Consider the following 16,895-nt stretch of genomic DNA (forward strand, 5'->3'; position numbering starts at 1 on the left):
GCGACTCAGATCGGGACGCGCGTCTGCTGCAGCACCGAGGTGAGGATCGTGTCGGGCGAGACCCCCTCGATCTCGGCGTCCGGGCGAAGCTGCAGCCGATGACGCCAGGCCGGCACGAGCATGGTCTGGACATGGTCGGGCGTGATCGCCGGGTACCCGCCGAGCCACGCCCACGCCTTGGCGGCGGCGAGCAGCGCGGTCGCGGCGCGCGGGCTCGCCCCGAGCTGCACCGAGGGGGACTGCCGGGTCGCCCGCGCGAGGTCCACGACGTACCCGAGGACGTCGTCGGAGACCTCCACCGCGGCTGCGGCCTGTTGAGCGGCGCGGATCTCGGCTGCCGTGACGACGGCCGAAACGCCCGCGGTCTCGAGCGACCCGGGCCGGAAGCCGTCGGCGTGACGACGCAGCACCGAGATCTCGTCGTCGCGCGCGGGGAGGTCGATGACCAGCTTCAGCAGGAAGCGGTCGAGCTGCGCTTCGGGGAGGGTGTAGGTGCCTTCGTGCTCGACGGGGTTCTGCGTCGCGGCGACGAGGAACGGGTCGGGGAGGGGGCGGGAGACGCCGTCGGCCGAGACCTGACGCTCCTCCATCGCCTCCAGGAGGGCGGCCTGCGTCTTCGGCGGCGTCCGGTTGATCTCATCCGCGAGCAGCACGTTGGTGAAGACCGGTCCGGAACGGAACTCGAACTCGCCGGTACGCGCGTCGTAGACCAGTGACCCGGTGACGTCGCCCGGCATGAGGTCGGGAGTGAACTGGATGCGGGTGGTGTCGAGGCCGACGGCTCGGCTGAAGGTACGCACGAGCAGCGTCTTCGCGACGCCGGGCACGCCTTCGAGCAGCACGTGCCCGCGGCCGAGGAGCGCGATGAGGAGGCCGGTGACGGCTCCGTCCTGCCCGACGACGGCCTTGCCGACCTCGAGCCGGACGCGGTTCATCGCTTCGCGGAGGTCGCCGGGTGCGGTCTCGCTCATGGGGTGTTCCTTTCGGGGCGGACGGATCGGAGGACTGCTGCTTCGACGTCGCGCAGACGGTCGGCGGCGTCGACGAGTTCGCGGTCGTTTCGGGGGAGGTCGTCGAGAAGGATGCCGCGGACGCGCGTGCGGTCGTCACCGATGCGGCTCGCGGCGGCATCGGCGATGGCGCCGGCGTCGGCTGAGCCGAGCCCCAGCGACCGGGCGATGCGGCGGAGCGCCTCGCGCCGCAGCTGGTCGAGCGCGTGCACGGGGTCGGCTGATGCCGCGTACAGGCGCGCTCGGCCCTCGGTGGTCTCCGACGCGCGGACGGTCACCGGCAGGTTCTCCGCCACGAGCGGGCCGAAGCGGCGGCCGCGCCAGACGGCTGCGGCGACGACCGAACCGAGCAGGAGCAGGATCGCCGGAGTCACCCACGCGGGCGTGAGCTCGCCCAGCGACGGGGCCGCGGTGATGGAGCCGTCGCCGATCGACGGCAGGTACCAGACGACGGCGCCGGTCGCGCCCAACAGGTTCAGCCCGAGCGCGGCGTTGCCCTCGTCCGCCAGTCGCTGGTTGACCAGCAGAGCCGTGGCGTCCACAGCGACGACGCTCGCCGCGTCATCGACGGAGGCGACGAGCCCGTAGCCCGATGCGGCGGGGTAGCAGGCGTGGTCCACCCCCTCGCCGGTGAACACCTCGCCCGGGCTGACGGGGCCGCTGATGTCGGCGGCGGGCAGGTCGCAGTCGGGCTCGACGGTCGAGCCGTCCGTGAACCCGGCGCTGCGTGCGTCTCCCAGCAACAGGCGCAGATCGCGCGTTCGCGGCTCGAGCAGGACGACACCGGCGGCGGCATCGCGCAGCTCCAGGATGTCGTCGTCGTCGAGGGGTGCGGTGTCGGCGATCGCGAGCGTCGCGCCGTTGCCCTCGAGAGCCTGCAGAGCCGCCGCTCGATCGCGTGCGACCGTGACCTCGACGCCGCGGTCGCGCAGCAGCGCGGTCAGGGCGCGCGATCCTTCGGGGCCGGCTGCATCCGGGTCGAGGAGCCCCTGTGCGGGCATCGTGTTGATACCCGCGACGGCTGCGACCGCGATGCCCGCGACGAGGAGGCCGGCTGCCACACCCGCCCAGCCGAGCACGGCCCGGGACCGCCGTCGCACAGACCCAGCCCCAGGCGCAGGCGCCACCGTCGCCGCTGTGATGCTCATACCGGCACCTGCGCTCGTGCCGTCGCGAGACGCTCGTCGAGAGCGCGCACGGAGGCGTATGCCGCGGCGGTTCCGGGCCGTCGCAAGTACCGCACGTCGTCGAAGACCCGGGCTGCCCGGTCGAGATCGTCGCTCTCCGCCGGGAAGATGCGACCTGCGTCGGCGGCGAAGCGGTGCACCGTCGTACCGGGAGCCGGGTCGACGATTGTGCGCTCCGCGAGCCCGCGCGCGAGGGCCCGCACGCGCAGGACGATCGCCTCGTCCCACGCGCCGCGGCTCGCGGCATCCTCTGCGTCGGCACGCAGCTGGGCGGCGCTGCGCGTCTCGTCCTCGCCGAAGAGGGACACGCTCGCGCGCGAACGCACGACCGTCCGCGGCCGCCCCCAGATCAGGATCGCCACGCCGACGAGCAGCAGAAGGACGACGATCGCCCCGACGGCGAGCCACGGCCCGAGCGTCGCGGGGACCTGCCCGCTGAACAGGGCCCCGAGGAACTCGACGACGCCGCGTGCGAAACGGTCGATGGGCGTCGGCTCCGCCTCTTGGTAGGCGGCCTTCGACAGCTCCGCCTCCGCCCACCGACGGGCTTCGTCGGGGTCGGGGGCGACCGGTGTGCCGATGAATCTCATGCGCGGTCAGCGCCCGGAGCGGTCCAGTTGGTCGATGACGGGCGATCAGCGGATGCGGCGGGCGTCTCCGCGCCCGGGCCCGGTTGCGCGGAGGGGGGCGACTCGGGGGATGCGGGCGGCGCGGGCTGAACCGGCTGGTATCCGGGCTGCGACGCCGGCGGCGGGGGATAGCCGGGCTGCGGCGCATATCCGGGCAGCGGTGCATAGCCGTAGCCCGGCTGCGCACCGGCGTACGTCGGCTGCTGCCAGCGGCCGTCCAGCGTGCGACCGACGTTGCGGCGATAAGGGTCGGGGGCGGCGACGCCGGCATCGCGCTGGTCGACGTACGACGACAGGTCGAGGTCGAGTCCTTCGCGCCGCATGCGGCAGTCGATGTACACGAGCGCTCCCGCGGTCGACTGCACGATCACGGCGATGGTCTGGATGAGGGTCACGAAGGCCTGCGCCAGGAGCGTGCCGACCAGCAGCGCGATGATCTGGCCGGGCTCGGGGTCGCCGGTGGGGGTGATGACCGAGGTGAGCCCCATCGTGACGAACGAGAACGGCACGCTGACGACCTGGGCCAGGACCCCGAAACTCATCGAGATGATGACGATGATGCCGAGCGTCGGCCAGAACCGACCCCGGGTGAGTCGCCACGATCGAGCGATGGCACCGAAGACGGTCGCCTGCTCGAGGACGATGACCGAGGGCACCAGCAGAAGCTTCGTGCTCAGCCAGAGGCTCAGCGGGATCGCCGACAGGCCCAGGACGACGGCCAGGATGATCGCCGCGGGGCCGACGCTCACCGCGAGCCCCACGATCCCGGCGGCGAGGATGCCGACGACGACCGCGACGATGAGGAAGACCAGGGCGGAGTATCCGATCAGCCGCCACGCCACGGGCTTCACGCGACGCCACAGTGCCCCGAGGGTGTGCTTCTCGGCGACGACAGCGTGCGCGACCTCGCTGACCACGACGCCTTGGACGAGGACGCCGAGCGCCCCCGAGGCCAGAGACAGCACGAGCGCCGTCGCCCCGCTGATCGCGATCGAGCCGGCCAGGACGGTCTCGAACTCCTCGGTACCGGGCCGCAGCGACGCGAGCCTGCCGAAGGTCGCGAAACCGACCGCGACGATCCCCGCGGTCGCCACCAGGATCGCGACGGTCTGCACGACCAGGGCGAAGCCCAGCAGGACCTTCGGATTCTGGCGCAATGCCGAGAACGAGCGTCCCAGGATCACCCCGAACGAGAGCGGCTGAAGCGGGATGATGCCGGGACGCGGCGCCGGCGTCCACGCGGGGTATGACGTCACGATGCACTCCTGGAACAGTCGGCTCGGTCGAACCCATCGTGTCACACGAGCGCGCAGCATCCGGAGTCGACGGCGCGCGGGTCGGGTACGGTGAGTACGCGCACGTCGCGCGCGAGCCCGAGCCGAAAGACGAACGCCGCCCATGACTTCTCGCATCCTGGTGGTCGATGACGACACCGCCCTGGCGGAGATGATCGGCATCGTGCTGCGCACCGAGGGGTTCGACACCGTGTTCTGCGCCGATGGCGCGGCGGCCGTCGAGACCTGGCGCACCGAGAAGCCCGATCTGATCCTGCTCGACCTCATGCTCCCCGGTGTGGACGGCATAGAGATCTGCACCCAGGTGCGGGCCGAGTCCGGCGTGCCGATCATCATGCTGACCGCGCGCACCGACACCGCGGACGTCGTGCGCGGCCTCGAGTCGGGAGCCGACGACTACATCGTCAAGCCGTTCAACCCCAAAGAACTGGTCGCCCGTATCCGGACGCGGTTGCGTCCCGCGGTAGCGTCGGCGTCGGAATCGCTGCGCATCGGCGACCTCGTCGTCGACGTCGAGGGCCACGAAGTCCGGCGCGGCACCGACGTGATCGCGTTGACGCCCCTCGAGTTCGAGCTGCTCGTCGCGCTCGCCTCGAAGCCGCAGCAGGTGTTCTCGCGCGAGATGCTGCTCGAGCAGGTCTGGGGCTATCACTACAAGGCCGACACGCGTCTGGTGAACGTGCACGTGCAGCGGCTGCGGGCGAAGGTCGAGATCGATCCCGACAACCCGCGCATCGTGACGACCGTCCGCGGCGTCGGCTATCGCGCCGGCGCCGTCATCTGACGATCCGATGCCTATCCGCACCGTCACGACGGCGACGGTGGCGACGCACGGCTGGCGGTCGTGGGGGCGTCGACTCGCCCGCACGTGGCGGCGATCGCTGCGATTCCGCACGGTCGCGATCACGCTCGGCGCCACCGCGCTGACGATCACCGTGGCGCTGGTGTGGATGTCGCTGGCGATCCAGAACGACCTCTTCGAGTCGCGCACCTCGCAGCTGCTCGCCGAGGCTCAGCGCGCGACGCAGTCGGCCCAGGCGACGCTGGATGCCGCTGAGGTCGGGGGCGACGTCGTGGCCGTCGACAACCTCATGGAAAGTGTGCGCACCTCCATCCAGCGGCAGTCGTCGACCGACCGCATCGCGGCGTTCCGGATCTCATCGGAGCCGTCGGCCATCGCGCCCCAGGATTTCGACTCGGCCGGCCTTCCCGCCGACCGCATCAGCGACGAGCTGCGCGCGCAGGTGCAGAGCGACGACGAGCTGCAGTGGTGGCAGCCCGTCGGCTTCGCCGCATCCGGGGGCGGTCAGGTGCCCGGCATCGTGGTGGGGCAGCAGATCGTCCTACCCGAGGTGGGGGCGTACGAGCTGTACCTCGGCTACGACCTGGCGGGCGAGGCGCAGACCCTCGGGTTCGTCCAGATCACCCTGTGGATCGTCGGCGTCGGACTGGTCGTCCTCATCGGCGCGATCTCGTGGATCGTGCTGCGCTCGGTCACCGAGCCGATCGCGCAGGCCGCCGAGAGCAGTTCGCGGCTCGCGGCGGGAGATCTCGCCGTACGACTGCAGGTGCGCGGCGAGGACGAGTTCGCGACCCTCGGACGGTCGTTCAACGCGATGGCCGACAGCATCGAGGCGCAGATCAAGGAGCTCGCCGAGCTGTCGCAGGTGCAGCAGCGATTCGTGTCGGATGTCTCGCACGAGCTGCGAACCCCGCTGACCACGATCCGTCTCGCCTCCGACATGCTCAACGATCGACGCGAGGACTTCGATCCGGTGGCGGCCCGCGCGGCCGAGCTGCTGCACGACCAGGTGCACCGGTTCGAGGTGCTGCTGACCGATCTGCTCGAGATCAGTCGCTACGACGCGGGCTCGGTTCAGCTGGAGAGCGAGCCGACGAGCATGACGCAGCTCGCCGAAGACGTCATCGCCTCGATGGCTCAGCTCGCCGAGCAGCACGGGAGCGATGTGCGCCTCGTCGCCCCGGGCGGATACTCGCCCGTGGAGATGGACCCGCGACGCGTGCGCCGGATCGTCCGCAACCTGCTCGGCAACGCGATCGAGCACGGCGAGGGCAGACCGATCGTGGTGAGCGTGGACAGCGATGCCCGCGCGGTGGCGATCGGGGTGCGCGACTACGGCCTCGGGATGCGGCCGGCCGACACCGAGCGCGTGTTCGATCGCTTCTGGCGCGCCGACCCCTCCCGCAAACGCACCATCGGCGGCACCGGCCTCGGACTGTCGATCGCCCTCGGCGATGCCCGGTTGCACGGCGGCACCCTCGCGGTGTGGTCCGAACTGGGTCGGGGGACGAACTTCGTGCTCACGATTCCGCGACGCAGCGAGCCCCTCGACGGTCACTCGCCGCTCCCGGTCGATCCCGGGGAGGATGGCGTACCCTTCGACGATCTGGGGCTGACCCAGCCGATCTCCCTGCCCCGTCCCGCGAAAGGCTCGTCGTGAAGCGTCTTCGCCCGGTCGTCGCCGTCGTCGGGATGCTGTTCGCCGTCCTGCTGACCGCCTGCACGGGGCTGCCGACCTCGGGCCCCGTCGTCGCGGGGGCTCCGATCGATCAAGAGGCCGGCGCGGTCGACTTCTCCTTCCTTCCCGACGATCCGCCGCCGGGAGCGACGCCGCAGCAGATCGTGGCGGGATTCCTCGCGGCAGGGTCTGGGCCCCGCGACGACTGGGGGACGGCTCGGCAGTTCCTCGCCCCCGAATTCCGGTCATCGTGGCAGCCGACCGCCCGCGCCACGATCGACCTTCCCGGCGAGCGGGTGTTCACCGTCGCCGGTGACGGGACGGTCACCGTCTCGATCACACCCGAGGCCGCCGTCGATGCCACCGGGGCGCTGTCGGTGACCGATGGCGGGTCTATGCCGCTGGACTTCACCCTCGTCGAGGTGGACGGCGAATGGCGGATCTCGGACGCCCCCGACGGTGTCGTGCTCGACCGGGCACGGTTCCAGGCGGTCTTCCGCGAGTACTCCGTGATGTACTTCGACCGGTCGTGGTCCTACCTCGTGCCCGACCGTCGCTGGTTCCCCGCGACGAACGCGGCGACGCACATCACGGAGGCACTGATCGACGGCGACCCGAGCCCCTGGCTGTCCGGCGCGGTCTACTCGGCGTTCCCCGAGAGCCTCGAGCTCGCGACGCGCGCGGTTCCGCTCGAGGGGGGAGTGGCCCAGGTGCCGCTGTCACAGTCAGCGCTGGCGATCGTGCCCGAGACCCGCAACCGGATGCAGGCGCAGCTCGACGCGAGCCTGCAGTCGGCCGGCATCCGCGGTGCCCAGATGTCTGTCGATGGCGAGCCGGTCGCCGCTCAGGCCGTGGACGTCCGGCCCATCCGTGTCGATGTGCGGCCCGCCGTGCTGACCGAGGACGCCTTCGGCTTCCTCTCCGGCTCCGAGATCGAGCCGCTGCCGGGCTTGTCCGACGTCATCCCCGACCTCGATCCGGAATCGATCCAGGTGGGGGCGGATCGCAGCGCGGCCGCCGTCCGCACATCCTCCGGCGCCGTCGTGCGGGTGCGCGATGACGCGACCTTCGAAGTCGTCGACGAACGAGCAGGGCTCATCGATCCCACGATCGATCCGCAGGGCTTCATCTGGAGCGTGCCTGCCGGCGCGCCCTCGGGTCTGACGGCGACGGGTGCGGACGGCACGGTCGTCTCGATCGCGAACGCATGGCCGGGTGCGTCGCAGATCTCGAGCATCGAGGTGTCGCGAGACGGCACCCGCATCGCCGCGCTCGTGCGCGACGGCTCGCGCCCGGCCCTGTGGATCGCCGGCATCCTCCGCGACGACGACGGCGCTCCCGCCGGTCTCGGTGACCGTGAGACGGTGGCGCAGCTCCCGGGCACCGGAATCGACGCGAGCTGGGTCGACGGGTCGACGATCGCGGTCCTCGCCGAGGACGGCGACGCCGACGTCGTCATCTCGCAGTCGGTCGGGGGGTTCGGGGAGGAGCTCACGGCACCGCTCGGCCCCGTCGCGATCGCGGCGACGAACCAGCTGCGAGCCGTGCGTCTCCTCGACGGGGAGGGCGTGCTCTATGCGCAGAAGGGGCAGGCCTGGCCGACGGTGGCGGGCGGCATCCGAGTCCTCGCGTCGCAGCAGGGCTCGCCCCGCTGACTTCTCCCCGGCGACGACGCAGGCGTTCTCCTCCCCCGCGGCGGGACTCGCGGCGGTCTCGGCCGGAGTCCGGCGAGACCATGGGCTCGTGTCGTCCACCGCCCCCCGCCGTGAGCGCTGGCGAGAACACCTCGCCGACGCGCTCGACCTCATCCTTCCCGTCTGGTGCGCCGGATGCGATGCACCCGGCCGCCCCCTTTGCGCGACGTGCGCCTCGGAGTTCCCGCGCCCGCGCCGATGCGACACCGACGGCCTCGAAGTCTGGAGCGTCGCGCGGTACGAGGGCGTGGCCGCCCGCGTCATCCGCGCCCTCAAGGAGGATGGCCGCACCGGCCTCGGCCGCCCGCTCGGCCGGCTGATGGCAGGGCTCGTCCGAGAGGCGGGGTGGGGCGATGCCGTGCTCGTGCCGGTCCCGCCGTCGCGGCCAGCGCTGCGGCGCAGAGGGTACGCAGTGCCGGAGCTGCTCGCTCGGCGGTGCGACGCGCGCGTTGCGCGGTGGCTCCGTGCGCGCGGCAGCGTCGCCGACCAGCGTCTGCTCGGCCGCGCGGAGCGGCAGCGCAACGTCGCCGGAGCGTTCGTCGCGCGGCCGGGTACCGGCCCCGTCGTCATCGTCGACGACGTCATGACCACGGGGGCCACCCTGCGCGCGGCGCAGAACGCGCTCGGCGGTGCCGGTCTGTGGGTCGTCGGTGCCATCGTCCTGGCCGACACGCCGCTTCGGGTGGCCGCTGAAGATATTCCCGGCGGTTCATGAGTGACAACGCGCCCTCGCCGCACTAGCGTGGGGGAGACCAAGGCGAACGAAGGTCCGCCCTTGAACCGGGCGGACCGGAGCAAGGAGGTCAGGATGGAAACCAGCATCGTCGGCGTGGGAGTCGGGATCACGGATCGCTTCCGCACGGTGGCTGAAGAGAAGTCCAGTCGCATCGAGACGCTCGCACCTCGTGCGCAGCGCCTCGACATCAAGGTCACTCATCACGCGTACCGCAACGGGCGCATGGATGACGAAACCGTCGAACTGACCCTCACCGGAAAAGGACCGATCGTCCGGGCTGAGGCCACGGACGGCGACAAGTTCGTCGCGCTCGACCTCGCGGTCGACAAGCTCGTCGAGCAGGTGCGCCGCGCGAAGGACAAGCGCGTCGACGCGCGCAACCACCCGCGGGGAGCCAAGCTCGACAAGGGCACGGGTGCTCTCGAGGGCATCGACGTGGAGCCCGCGTCGGTCGAGGTCCTTCGAGCTGTCGCGACCGGCGAGGTCCCCGTCATCGGAGACTCCGCTGAAGAAGACGACTACACGCCCGTCGTCATCCGCACCAAGGAATTCGGTGCTGAATGGATGACCGTCGAAGAGGCCGTCGACCGGATGGAGCTGGTCGGGCACGACTTCTTCCTGTTCATCAACGCCCGCACCGACCACCCGAGCGTGGTCTACCGCCGAAAGGGGTGGGATTACGGCGTCATCTCGCTGACCGCCGCAGCTCCGCCCGAGGCCGAGCTGGCGTCCTGACCTGAGGACGACGACGGGGGCGGGTGCCATCGCGGCATCCGCCCCCGTCGTATGTCGCCCGAAGCCGCCGGTGCTCGGTCCCGCCGGCGTTCAGTCGAACATGCCGTCGAGCATGCTGCCGATCACGAGACCGCCCAGGATGCCGCCGACCATGTTGCCGCCGTTGCCGCGACCGCCCCAGCCGCCGCCGTAGCCGCCCGGGCCGCCCCAACCGTCGTTGGGGCGCGAGCCGTCGATGTCGCGCTGGGCCAGGTGGAGGGCTTCACCCGCGAGAGCGGCGCATCGCCGAGCATCGGCGAGGGCTTTCTCGCGGTCGTCCTCGGCGATGGGGCCGACAGGTGCGAGGCCGAGGCGCAGACTCTCGGCCTCGGCGAGCCGGGTGCGCGCGTCCGCGCCGATCCAGCCGCGGTGACCGGCGATGACGCTCCGCGCGACCGAGAGCTGCCGGTCGGCGTCGTCGATGGCATGCCGCACGTGGCTCTCGGGCGGCACCGGTCGGGCGGCGCGCTCTCGAGCGGTGTCCACGGCGACATCGAGGGCGGCGTTCTTCTCGCGGAGCATCGAGAGCTCGGCGAACGGATCGCCCTTCGATCCGGCGGGGCTGATGCGGGTCAGCGCCTGCTGGAGCTCTGCCATCGCGGTCGTGACCGCGGGGGTCTGCGGCGCGGTCCGTGCCGTCACGAGGTCGTCACGCGAGTCGGCCACGACATCGGCGAGCGTCGACTGGGCGCGCAGCGCTTCGACCTCGAAGTCGTCGACGGCATCGAGGAGGGTGCGGGCGCGGCGCACGGCCTCGGTCGCCGTCTCGAGCGCGATGTTCGCGGGTCCGCGCTCGCCCGCGGAACGGCGGCGCTCGGCGACATCCGCTCCGTGCTCGGCGAACTCGAGCAGCCCCGCCGCCTCGTCGGCGTTGCCGCTGATGCGGTTGAGCGCGTCGGGGTGGTAGCGCCCCGAGACGCGCTCGATGACGGCGCGTGCGGGCTCGATTCGCTCGCGCAGCGTCGTGACATCGGCCCGGATGCCGGCGAGGATCTCCGGCGCGCGCCGCGCCCGCTCGATCGCCTCCGACAATGTCGACGTGCGGTCGTCGAGCAGATCCTGCGCCCATTCGCACAGCTGCACGATGCGCGCGTTACGCGTGCGCACCTCTTCGGGGGTGTCGGGGATCTCGTCGTGATTGAGCTGCTTGAGGTGGAACGCCTCGCCCAGGTGATGACGCACGGCGGTGATCGCCTCGCGCAAGGGAGCGGTCGCTTCCTCGCCCAGCTCGGCCTCGGCGAAAACCATCTCATCGCTCGTGACGCGCAGACGCTCGTCCGCCCCGACGAGGGCGATGTCGGCCTCGCGCGCGAGGCTCGCATCCGCGTCGGAGACCTTCTGCTGTTCTTGCTTGCGTCTGCCCCAGAATCCGGCCATGTTCTGATCCTAGGTCTCGCCGGTCCGCACGGGAGGGGATGTCGTCGTCTCTCGCAGGCGACGCCAAGGTCACGGCCCGATAACATGGCTCCATATGCCCGTGCGTACGCGCGGGCGCGGCCGACGTGGCGTCGGCGCACCCGACAGATGGAGATCCGCTGTGGCCAACCCTCTCGAGAAACTGCTCCGCGCCGGTGAGGGCCGTGTGCTGCGCCGCCTGCAGCAGATCGTCAAGGCCGTGGGCGCGCTCGAAGAGGACTACGCCCGCCTCACCGACGAGGAGCTGCGGAACGAGACCGCCGAGCTCCGTGCGCGCCACGAAGCCGGCGAGACCCTCGACCGTCTGATGCCCGAGGCGTTCGCAGCCGTGCGCGAAGCTGCCAAGCGCACGCTCGGTCAGCGTCCCTACGACGTTCAGGTCATGGGTGGCGCGGCGCTCCACCTGGGCAACATCGCCGAGATGAAGACCGGTGAGGGAAAGACGCTGACGGCGACCTTCGCGGCTTACCTGAACGCGATCGCTGGCCAGGGCGTGCACGTCATCACGGTCAACGACTACCTCGCCTCGTACCAGTCCGAGCTCATGGGGCGCGTGTACCGGGCGCTGGGCATGACGACCGGCACGATCGTCTCCGGGCAGACCCCCGACGTCCGCCGCGAGCAGTACGCGGCCGACATCACGTACGGCACCAACAACGAGTTCGGCTTCGATTACCTGCGCGACAACATGGCGTGGCGCCGTGAAGACCTGGTTCAGCGCGGTCACTTCTTCGCCGTCGTCGACGAGGTCGACTCGATCCTCATCGACGAGGCACGCACCCCGCTCATCATCTCGGGCCCGTCGTCGGGCGAGGCCAACCGGTGGTTCGTGGAGTTCGCCCGCGTCGCCACGACGCTCGAGCCCGGTGTCGACTACGAGGTCGACGAGAAGAAGCGCACCGTCGGCGTTCTCGAGCCCGGTATCGAGAAGGTCGAGGACTACCTCGGCATCGACAACCTCTACGAATCGGCGAACACCCCGCTCATCTCGTTCCTCAACAACTCGATCAAGGCGCGCGCCCTGTTCAAGCGCGACACCGATTACGTCGTGATGAACGACGAGGTCATGATCGTCGACGAGCACACCGGCCGCATCCTCGTCGGGCGCCGCTACAACGAGGGCATCCACCAGGCCATCGAGGCGAAGGAGGGCGTTCCGGTCAAGGCCGAGAACCAGACCCTCGCCACCGTCACGCTTCAGAACTACTTCCGCTTGTACGACAAGCTGTCGGGTATGACCGGTACCGCCGAGACCGAGGCGGCCGAGTTCATGTCGACCTACAAGCTCGGTGTCGTGCCGATCCCCACGAACAAGCCGATGATCCGCAAGGACCAGCCCGACCTCGTCTACAAGAACGAGACGGCGAAGTTCGCGCAGGTCGTCGAGGACATCGTCGAGCGGCACGCCAGCGGTCAGCCCGTGCTCGTGGGAACGACGAGCGTCGAGAAGAGCGAGTACCTGTCGCGGCTGCTGGCCAAGAAGGGCGTCAAGCACGAGGTCCTCAACGCCAAGAACCACGCGCGTGAGGCCGAGGTCGTCGCCCGGGCCGGTCGTCTGGGGGCGGTGACGGTCGCGACGAACATGGCCGGCCGTGGCACCGACGTCATGCTCGGCGGCAACGCCGAGTTCCTCGCCGTGCAGGAGATGAAGTCGCGCGGTCTCGATCCGGTCGAGACGCCGGAGGAGTACGAGGCGGCGTGGGACGAGGTCTTCACGTCGGTGCGGGCTACCGTCGCCGAGGAGGCCGAGAAGGTCGTCGCGGCCGGCGGCCTGTACGTGCTCGGCACCGAGCGTCACGAGTCGCGCCGCATCGACAATCAGCTGCGCGGTCGTTCGGGCCGCCAGGGCGACCCCGGTGAGAGCCGCTTCTACCTGTCGCTGACCGACGACCTCATGCGCCTGTTCCAGTCGGGCGCGGCCGAGGCGATCCTCGCTCGCACGAACTTCCCCGAAGACGTCGCGATCGAGTCGTCGATGGTCTCGCGCGCGATCAAGAGCGCGCAGGCTCAGGTCGAGGCGCGCAACGCCGAGATCCGCAAGAACGTCCTCAAGTACGACGACGTGCTCAACCGCCAGCGCGAGGCGATCTACACCGACCGCCGCCAGGTGCTCCACGGCGACGACCTCTCCGAGCGTGTGCAGCACTTCATCGAAGACGCCATCAGCGCGGTGATCGACGACCACACCTCGTCCGGTCACACCGAGAGCTGGGACTTCGACGCCCTCTGGACCGAGCTGAAGACGCTCTACCCCGTGGGCGTCACGATCGACGAGGTCGTGGCGGAGGCGGGGAACAAGGGCCGCATCACGCCCGAGGTGCTCAAGCGCGAGCTGCTCTCCGACGCCAAGATCGCGTACCAGAACCGCGAGGAGGCGCTCGGTGAGCCCGCGATGCGCGAGCTCGAGCGTCGCGTGGTGCTGCAGGTGCTCGACCGCCGCTGGCGTGACCACCTCTACGAGATGGACTACCTCAAGGACGGCATCGGCCTGCGTGCGATGGCTCAGCGCGACCCGCTCATCGAGTACCAGCGCGAGGGGTACGAGATGTTCCAGTCGATGATGAGCCAGATCAAGGAGGAGTCGGTCGGCTTCCTCTACAACCTCGAGGTCGAGGTGCGCTCGGCCGAGAGCGGCGACGTCGACGCCAAGGGGCTCGCCCCGACGCCCGTCGAGACGCAGAAGCTCGAGTACTCGGCGCCGAGTGACACCGGATCGGGCGAGGTCGAGGTGCGCAACGACCGCGGCCAGGTGCAGAAGACGGCGACGGCGAAGGCGCGTCAGCACGCGGCCGAGCAGGATGCGCCCGCCGATGGCCCGCGCGGCGCGTTCGGGCAGAAGACGGCCGCGAGCGAGGATGCCGCCGATGCGGGCAACCGCGCGGCGCGCCGCGCCGCAGGCAAGAAGAAGTGATCCGGCGAGCGGGCCACGCTTCGTCGATCGGCCCGCTCGACCCCCGGATATCCTGATCGGATGAACCGCCGTACCCTCGATCAGTCATCGAAGCTCAAGGACGTCCTCTACGAGATCCGTGGCAGCGCCCTGGCCGAGGCCGACCGACTCGAGGCCGACGGGCACCGGGTGCTCAAGCTGAACACCGGCAACCCCGCGATCTTCGGGTTCGAGGCGCCCTTCCAGATCGTGCGAGACATGATCGAGTCGGTGCCCAACGCGCACGGATACAGCGACAGTCGCGGCATCCTGTCCGCGAGGCGCGCCGTCGTGTCGCGCTATGAGGAGGTTCCGGGGTTCCCTCACGTCGACCCCGATGACGTCTACCTCGGCAACGGCGTTTCCGAGTTGATCACGATGACGATGCAGGCGCTGCTCGATGAGGGCGACGAAGTGCTCATCCCCGCGCCGGACTATCCACTGTGGACGGCGATGACGAGCCTCGGGGGAGGTAAGCCCGTTCACTACCTGTGCGATGCGAGCCAGGGCTGGGAGCCCGACCTCGAGGACATCCGCTCGAAGGTGACTCCGCAGACGAAGGCCATCGTCGTCATCAACCCGAACAACCCCACCGGTGCCGTGTACAGCCGGGAGGTGCTCGAGGGCATCGTCCAGATCGCGCGCGAGCACTCGCTGCTGCTGCTCTCGGATGAGATCTACGACCGGATCCTCTACGACGAGGCGAGCCACATCCCGCTGGCGACGCTCGCTCCCGATCTGCTCTGCCTGACCTTCAATGGGCTCTCCAAGACGTACCGCGTGGCCGGATACCGGTCGGGCTGGCTCGTCATCACCGGCCCGAAGGCGCACGCGAAGGGCTTCCTCGAAGGCATCCAGTTGCTCGCCTCGACGCGTCTGTGCCCGAACGTGCCGGCACAGTTCGCGGTGCAGGCGGCGCTGTCGGGTGTGCAGTCGATCGAGGCGCTCATCGCACCGACGGGGAGGTTGCACGAGCAGCGGGATGCCGCGTGGCAGGGCCTGGAGAGCATTCCGGGCGTCACGTGCCACAAGCCCGAGGGAGCGCTGTACGCCTTCCCCCGCCTCGATCCCGAGGTGTATGACATCCACGACGACGGCAAGCTCGTCTACGACTTCCTCGTCGCGGAGCATGTGCTGCTCGTGCAGGGCACCGGCTTCAACTGGCCGGACCCCGATCACCTGCGCATCGTCACGCTGCCCGAGGCGCGGGTCCTGACCGAGGCGATCGAGAGGCTGGGCAACTTCCTCTCGTCCTACAAGCAGTGATGCGGGGAGGGCACGCGGGCGCCGATCACAGCAGGGCGAGCGACGTCGCACGCCACCGGCCGTCGAGCCCCTCGAGTCGGAGTGCGACAGCGCGCGTCCGGTGCGGGGTGGTGACGACCACCGTGCCCTCGACGACCCCGTCCGCCGGCTCGCACGTCCGCACCGAGACGATCGAGTAGACCGGCCGCGCCGGCGTCACCTGCCGTGCGCTGCGCGCCCGCGCCGCGAGGTTCGCGCGCGTCACGAGCACGCGGAAGGCGTCCTCGCTCAGCCACCGCGCGAGCTGCTCGACCTCGCGTACTCCGGCGAGCACCTCGAGCACACCCCTGGTCAGGTTGCGTGCCAACGGCTCGGGATCGGGGAGATCCGACGTCGGCGTCGGCTGCGCCGCGAAGAACTCGGCGATGTCGAGCGACGACCCGATACGCGGGTATCGACGCGGCTCGTCGGCGTTCACGGACGTCATCGTGCGCACCTCCTTCCCTCGGCTCTGCCAACGCCGACGAGTACAACACACTGCCGAATCTGGCCGGATGAGAATCCTCCAACCTGTGGACAACTCACCCCGGCCCGCTATGCCGCCGATAGCCTCGTCGCGTGCGATGGCAGCGCTTCTTCGAGGATCTCGAACACCAGCTGGACTCCGAATGGGAGGCCGAGCGGGCGGCGCTCGACACCGAGGCCGAGCGGTTGCGCCTCTCTCGGCTCACGCTGCGTGAACGCGTCGCCGAGCTGGTCGGCACCGAGGTCGCGATCGATGTCGTCGCCGCCGATGCTGTGCGCGGACGTGTGACGGGAGCCGGTGCCGACTGGGTCGGCATCGAGAGCGCCGCCGGGCTGCGCGCCGCAGTCGTGCCGCTCGCGGCAGTAGCCTCGGTCGCGGCTGCGGAATCCGACCTGCTCCGCAGCGCCCGTCCGTCCGGACGCCGCCCGGCGCTCGCGGAACGCATGACACTCGGGTTCGTCCTGCGCGACCTCGCGCGTCGTCGCGTCGGCGTCCGCATCGCGGTTGCGGGGAACGCGACCTGGACGGGCACCATCGACCGCGCCGGCGCGGACCACCTCGATCTCGCGCTCCACGGTGCGGGGGAGCACCGGCGGACGAGCGCCGTCACGGGTCATCGCATGATCGCCTATCCGGCGCTGCAGACCGTGCATCTCGACGGCGGAAACGGGTGAGGGATCAATCGCTTCGGCGCCGCCGACCCCACAGCTCGGGAAAGCTCGCGATCTGCGATTGCTGCCATAGCGCCGCGCGACGAGCATCTTCGACCTGGGCGTCGAGGTAGTCTTCGACGCTCGCCGACTCGATCCGCCACCGAGACGGCGTTCCCACCTTCGCGCCGACCAGCCGGCCCTCGTGGACGAGCGCGATCACCTCGTCGACCTCGATCTGCAGCATCTCTGCGACCTGGGACGGGGTGAGGAAGCGCGCACTGTCGGGCGTGGCGGGCATGCGTCCATTATCTGCACGCTCAC

15 protein-coding genes are annotated in these 16,895 nt (G+C 70.3%); 8 read left to right on the forward strand and 7 right to left on the reverse strand.

Annotated features, from left to right (window positions below):
- Window positions 1–5: 5 nt before the first annotated feature.
- The 4 genes from DEU36_RS12790 to DEU36_RS12805 all read right to left on the reverse strand — a co-directional run bounded on the left by DEU36_RS12790 (window position 6) and on the right by DEU36_RS12805 (window position 4,082).
- Window positions 6–971, reverse strand: coding sequence for a MoxR family ATPase (locus DEU36_RS12790; protein ID WP_120264724.1), 966 nt, complete (start codon window positions 969–971; stop codon window positions 6–8).
- Entirely contained in the window at window positions 968–2,071 is a 1,104-nt protein-coding gene (locus DEU36_RS12795) for a DUF4350 domain-containing protein (RefSeq protein WP_183045397.1), read from the reverse strand. Before DEU36_RS12795 ends, DEU36_RS12790 begins: the two co-directional genes overlap by 4 nt.
- An 83-nt stretch (window positions 2,072–2,154) precedes the next feature.
- A complete protein-coding gene (locus tag DEU36_RS12800) occupies window positions 2,155–2,787 on the reverse strand; it encodes a DUF4129 domain-containing protein (protein ID WP_120264726.1) in 633 nt (210 codons plus the stop codon).
- The gene (locus tag DEU36_RS12805; protein ID WP_120264727.1) at window positions 2,784–4,082 is read right to left on the reverse strand and encodes a glycerophosphoryl diester phosphodiesterase membrane domain-containing protein; all 1,299 of its coding nucleotides are present in this window, start codon (window positions 4,080–4,082) and stop codon (window positions 2,784–2,786) included. The genes DEU36_RS12800 and DEU36_RS12805 overlap by 4 nt, the downstream gene beginning before the upstream one ends.
- A gap of 142 nt (window positions 4,083–4,224) precedes the next feature.
- On the opposite strand from DEU36_RS12805, the gene mtrA reads away from it, so the two are divergent.
- The 5 genes from mtrA (at window position 4,225) to hpf (ending at window position 9,766) form a co-directional block, all read left to right on the forward strand.
- Window positions 4,225–4,905 (forward strand): MtrAB system response regulator MtrA, encoded by a 681-nt coding sequence (gene mtrA / locus DEU36_RS12810; protein WP_120264728.1) that lies wholly within the window; start codon window positions 4,225–4,227, stop codon window positions 4,903–4,905.
- A gap of 7 nt (window positions 4,906–4,912) precedes the next feature.
- Entirely contained in the window at window positions 4,913–6,583 is a 1,671-nt protein-coding gene (gene mtrB, locus DEU36_RS12815; RefSeq protein WP_120264729.1) for an MtrAB system histidine kinase MtrB, read from the forward strand.
- Window positions 6,580–8,256 carry an LpqB family beta-propeller domain-containing protein gene (locus DEU36_RS12820; RefSeq protein WP_120264730.1) on the forward strand — a complete coding sequence of 559 codons (1,677 nt, stop codon included), beginning with the start codon at window positions 6,580–6,582 and terminating at the stop codon, window positions 8,254–8,256. Before mtrB ends, DEU36_RS12820 begins: the two co-directional genes overlap by 4 nt.
- Before the next feature lie 88 nt (window positions 8,257–8,344).
- The gene (locus DEU36_RS12825; protein WP_259455370.1) at window positions 8,345–9,010 is read left to right on the forward strand and encodes a ComF family protein; all 666 of its coding nucleotides are present in this window, start codon (window positions 8,345–8,347) and stop codon (window positions 9,008–9,010) included.
- Window positions 9,011–9,103: 93 nt separating this feature from the next.
- Window positions 9,104–9,766, forward strand: coding sequence for a ribosome hibernation-promoting factor, HPF/YfiA family (hpf, locus tag DEU36_RS12830; RefSeq protein WP_120264732.1), 663 nt, complete (start codon window positions 9,104–9,106; stop codon window positions 9,764–9,766).
- Window positions 9,767–9,856: 90 nt separating this feature from the next.
- On the opposite strand, the gene DEU36_RS12835 is transcribed toward hpf, so the two are convergent.
- The gene (locus DEU36_RS12835) at window positions 9,857–11,182 is read right to left on the reverse strand and encodes a hypothetical protein (RefSeq protein WP_120264733.1); all 1,326 of its coding nucleotides are present in this window, start codon (window positions 11,180–11,182) and stop codon (window positions 9,857–9,859) included.
- 160 nt (window positions 11,183–11,342) lie between these two features.
- Here DEU36_RS12835 and secA point away from each other — a divergent pair, with 160 nt between their 5' ends.
- Both secA and DEU36_RS12845 read left to right on the forward strand, forming a co-directional pair.
- Window positions 11,343–14,132 carry a preprotein translocase subunit SecA gene (gene secA / locus DEU36_RS12840; protein WP_120264734.1) on the forward strand — a complete coding sequence of 930 codons (2,790 nt, stop codon included), beginning with the start codon at window positions 11,343–11,345 and terminating at the stop codon, window positions 14,130–14,132.
- A 60-nt stretch (window positions 14,133–14,192) separates the two neighbouring features.
- Window positions 14,193–15,416: a pyridoxal phosphate-dependent aminotransferase gene (locus DEU36_RS12845; protein WP_120264735.1), complete on the forward strand. Its 1,224-nt coding sequence runs from the start codon at window positions 14,193–14,195 to the stop codon at window positions 15,414–15,416.
- A 25-nt stretch (window positions 15,417–15,441) separates the two neighbouring features.
- Here DEU36_RS12845 and DEU36_RS12850 read toward each other — a convergent pair whose 3' ends face one another.
- Entirely contained in the window at window positions 15,442–15,882 is a 441-nt protein-coding gene (locus DEU36_RS12850; RefSeq protein ID WP_120264736.1) for an Rv3235 family protein, read from the reverse strand.
- Between the two features lie 131 nt (window positions 15,883–16,013).
- On the opposite strand from DEU36_RS12850, the gene DEU36_RS12855 reads away from it, so the two are divergent.
- Window positions 16,014–16,595: a hypothetical protein gene (locus DEU36_RS12855; protein WP_120264737.1), complete on the forward strand. Its 582-nt coding sequence runs from the start codon at window positions 16,014–16,016 to the stop codon at window positions 16,593–16,595.
- 4 nt (window positions 16,596–16,599) lie between these two features.
- Here DEU36_RS12855 and DEU36_RS12860 read toward each other — a convergent pair whose 3' ends face one another.
- Window positions 16,600–16,872, reverse strand: coding sequence for a helix-turn-helix domain-containing protein (locus DEU36_RS12860; protein ID WP_120264738.1), 273 nt, complete (start codon window positions 16,870–16,872; stop codon window positions 16,600–16,602).
- Window positions 16,873–16,895: the final 23 nt, after the last annotated feature.

This window comes from Microbacterium sp. AG238 (assembly GCF_003610405.1).
Lineage (GTDB): Bacteria > Actinomycetota > Actinomycetes > Actinomycetales > Microbacteriaceae > Microbacterium.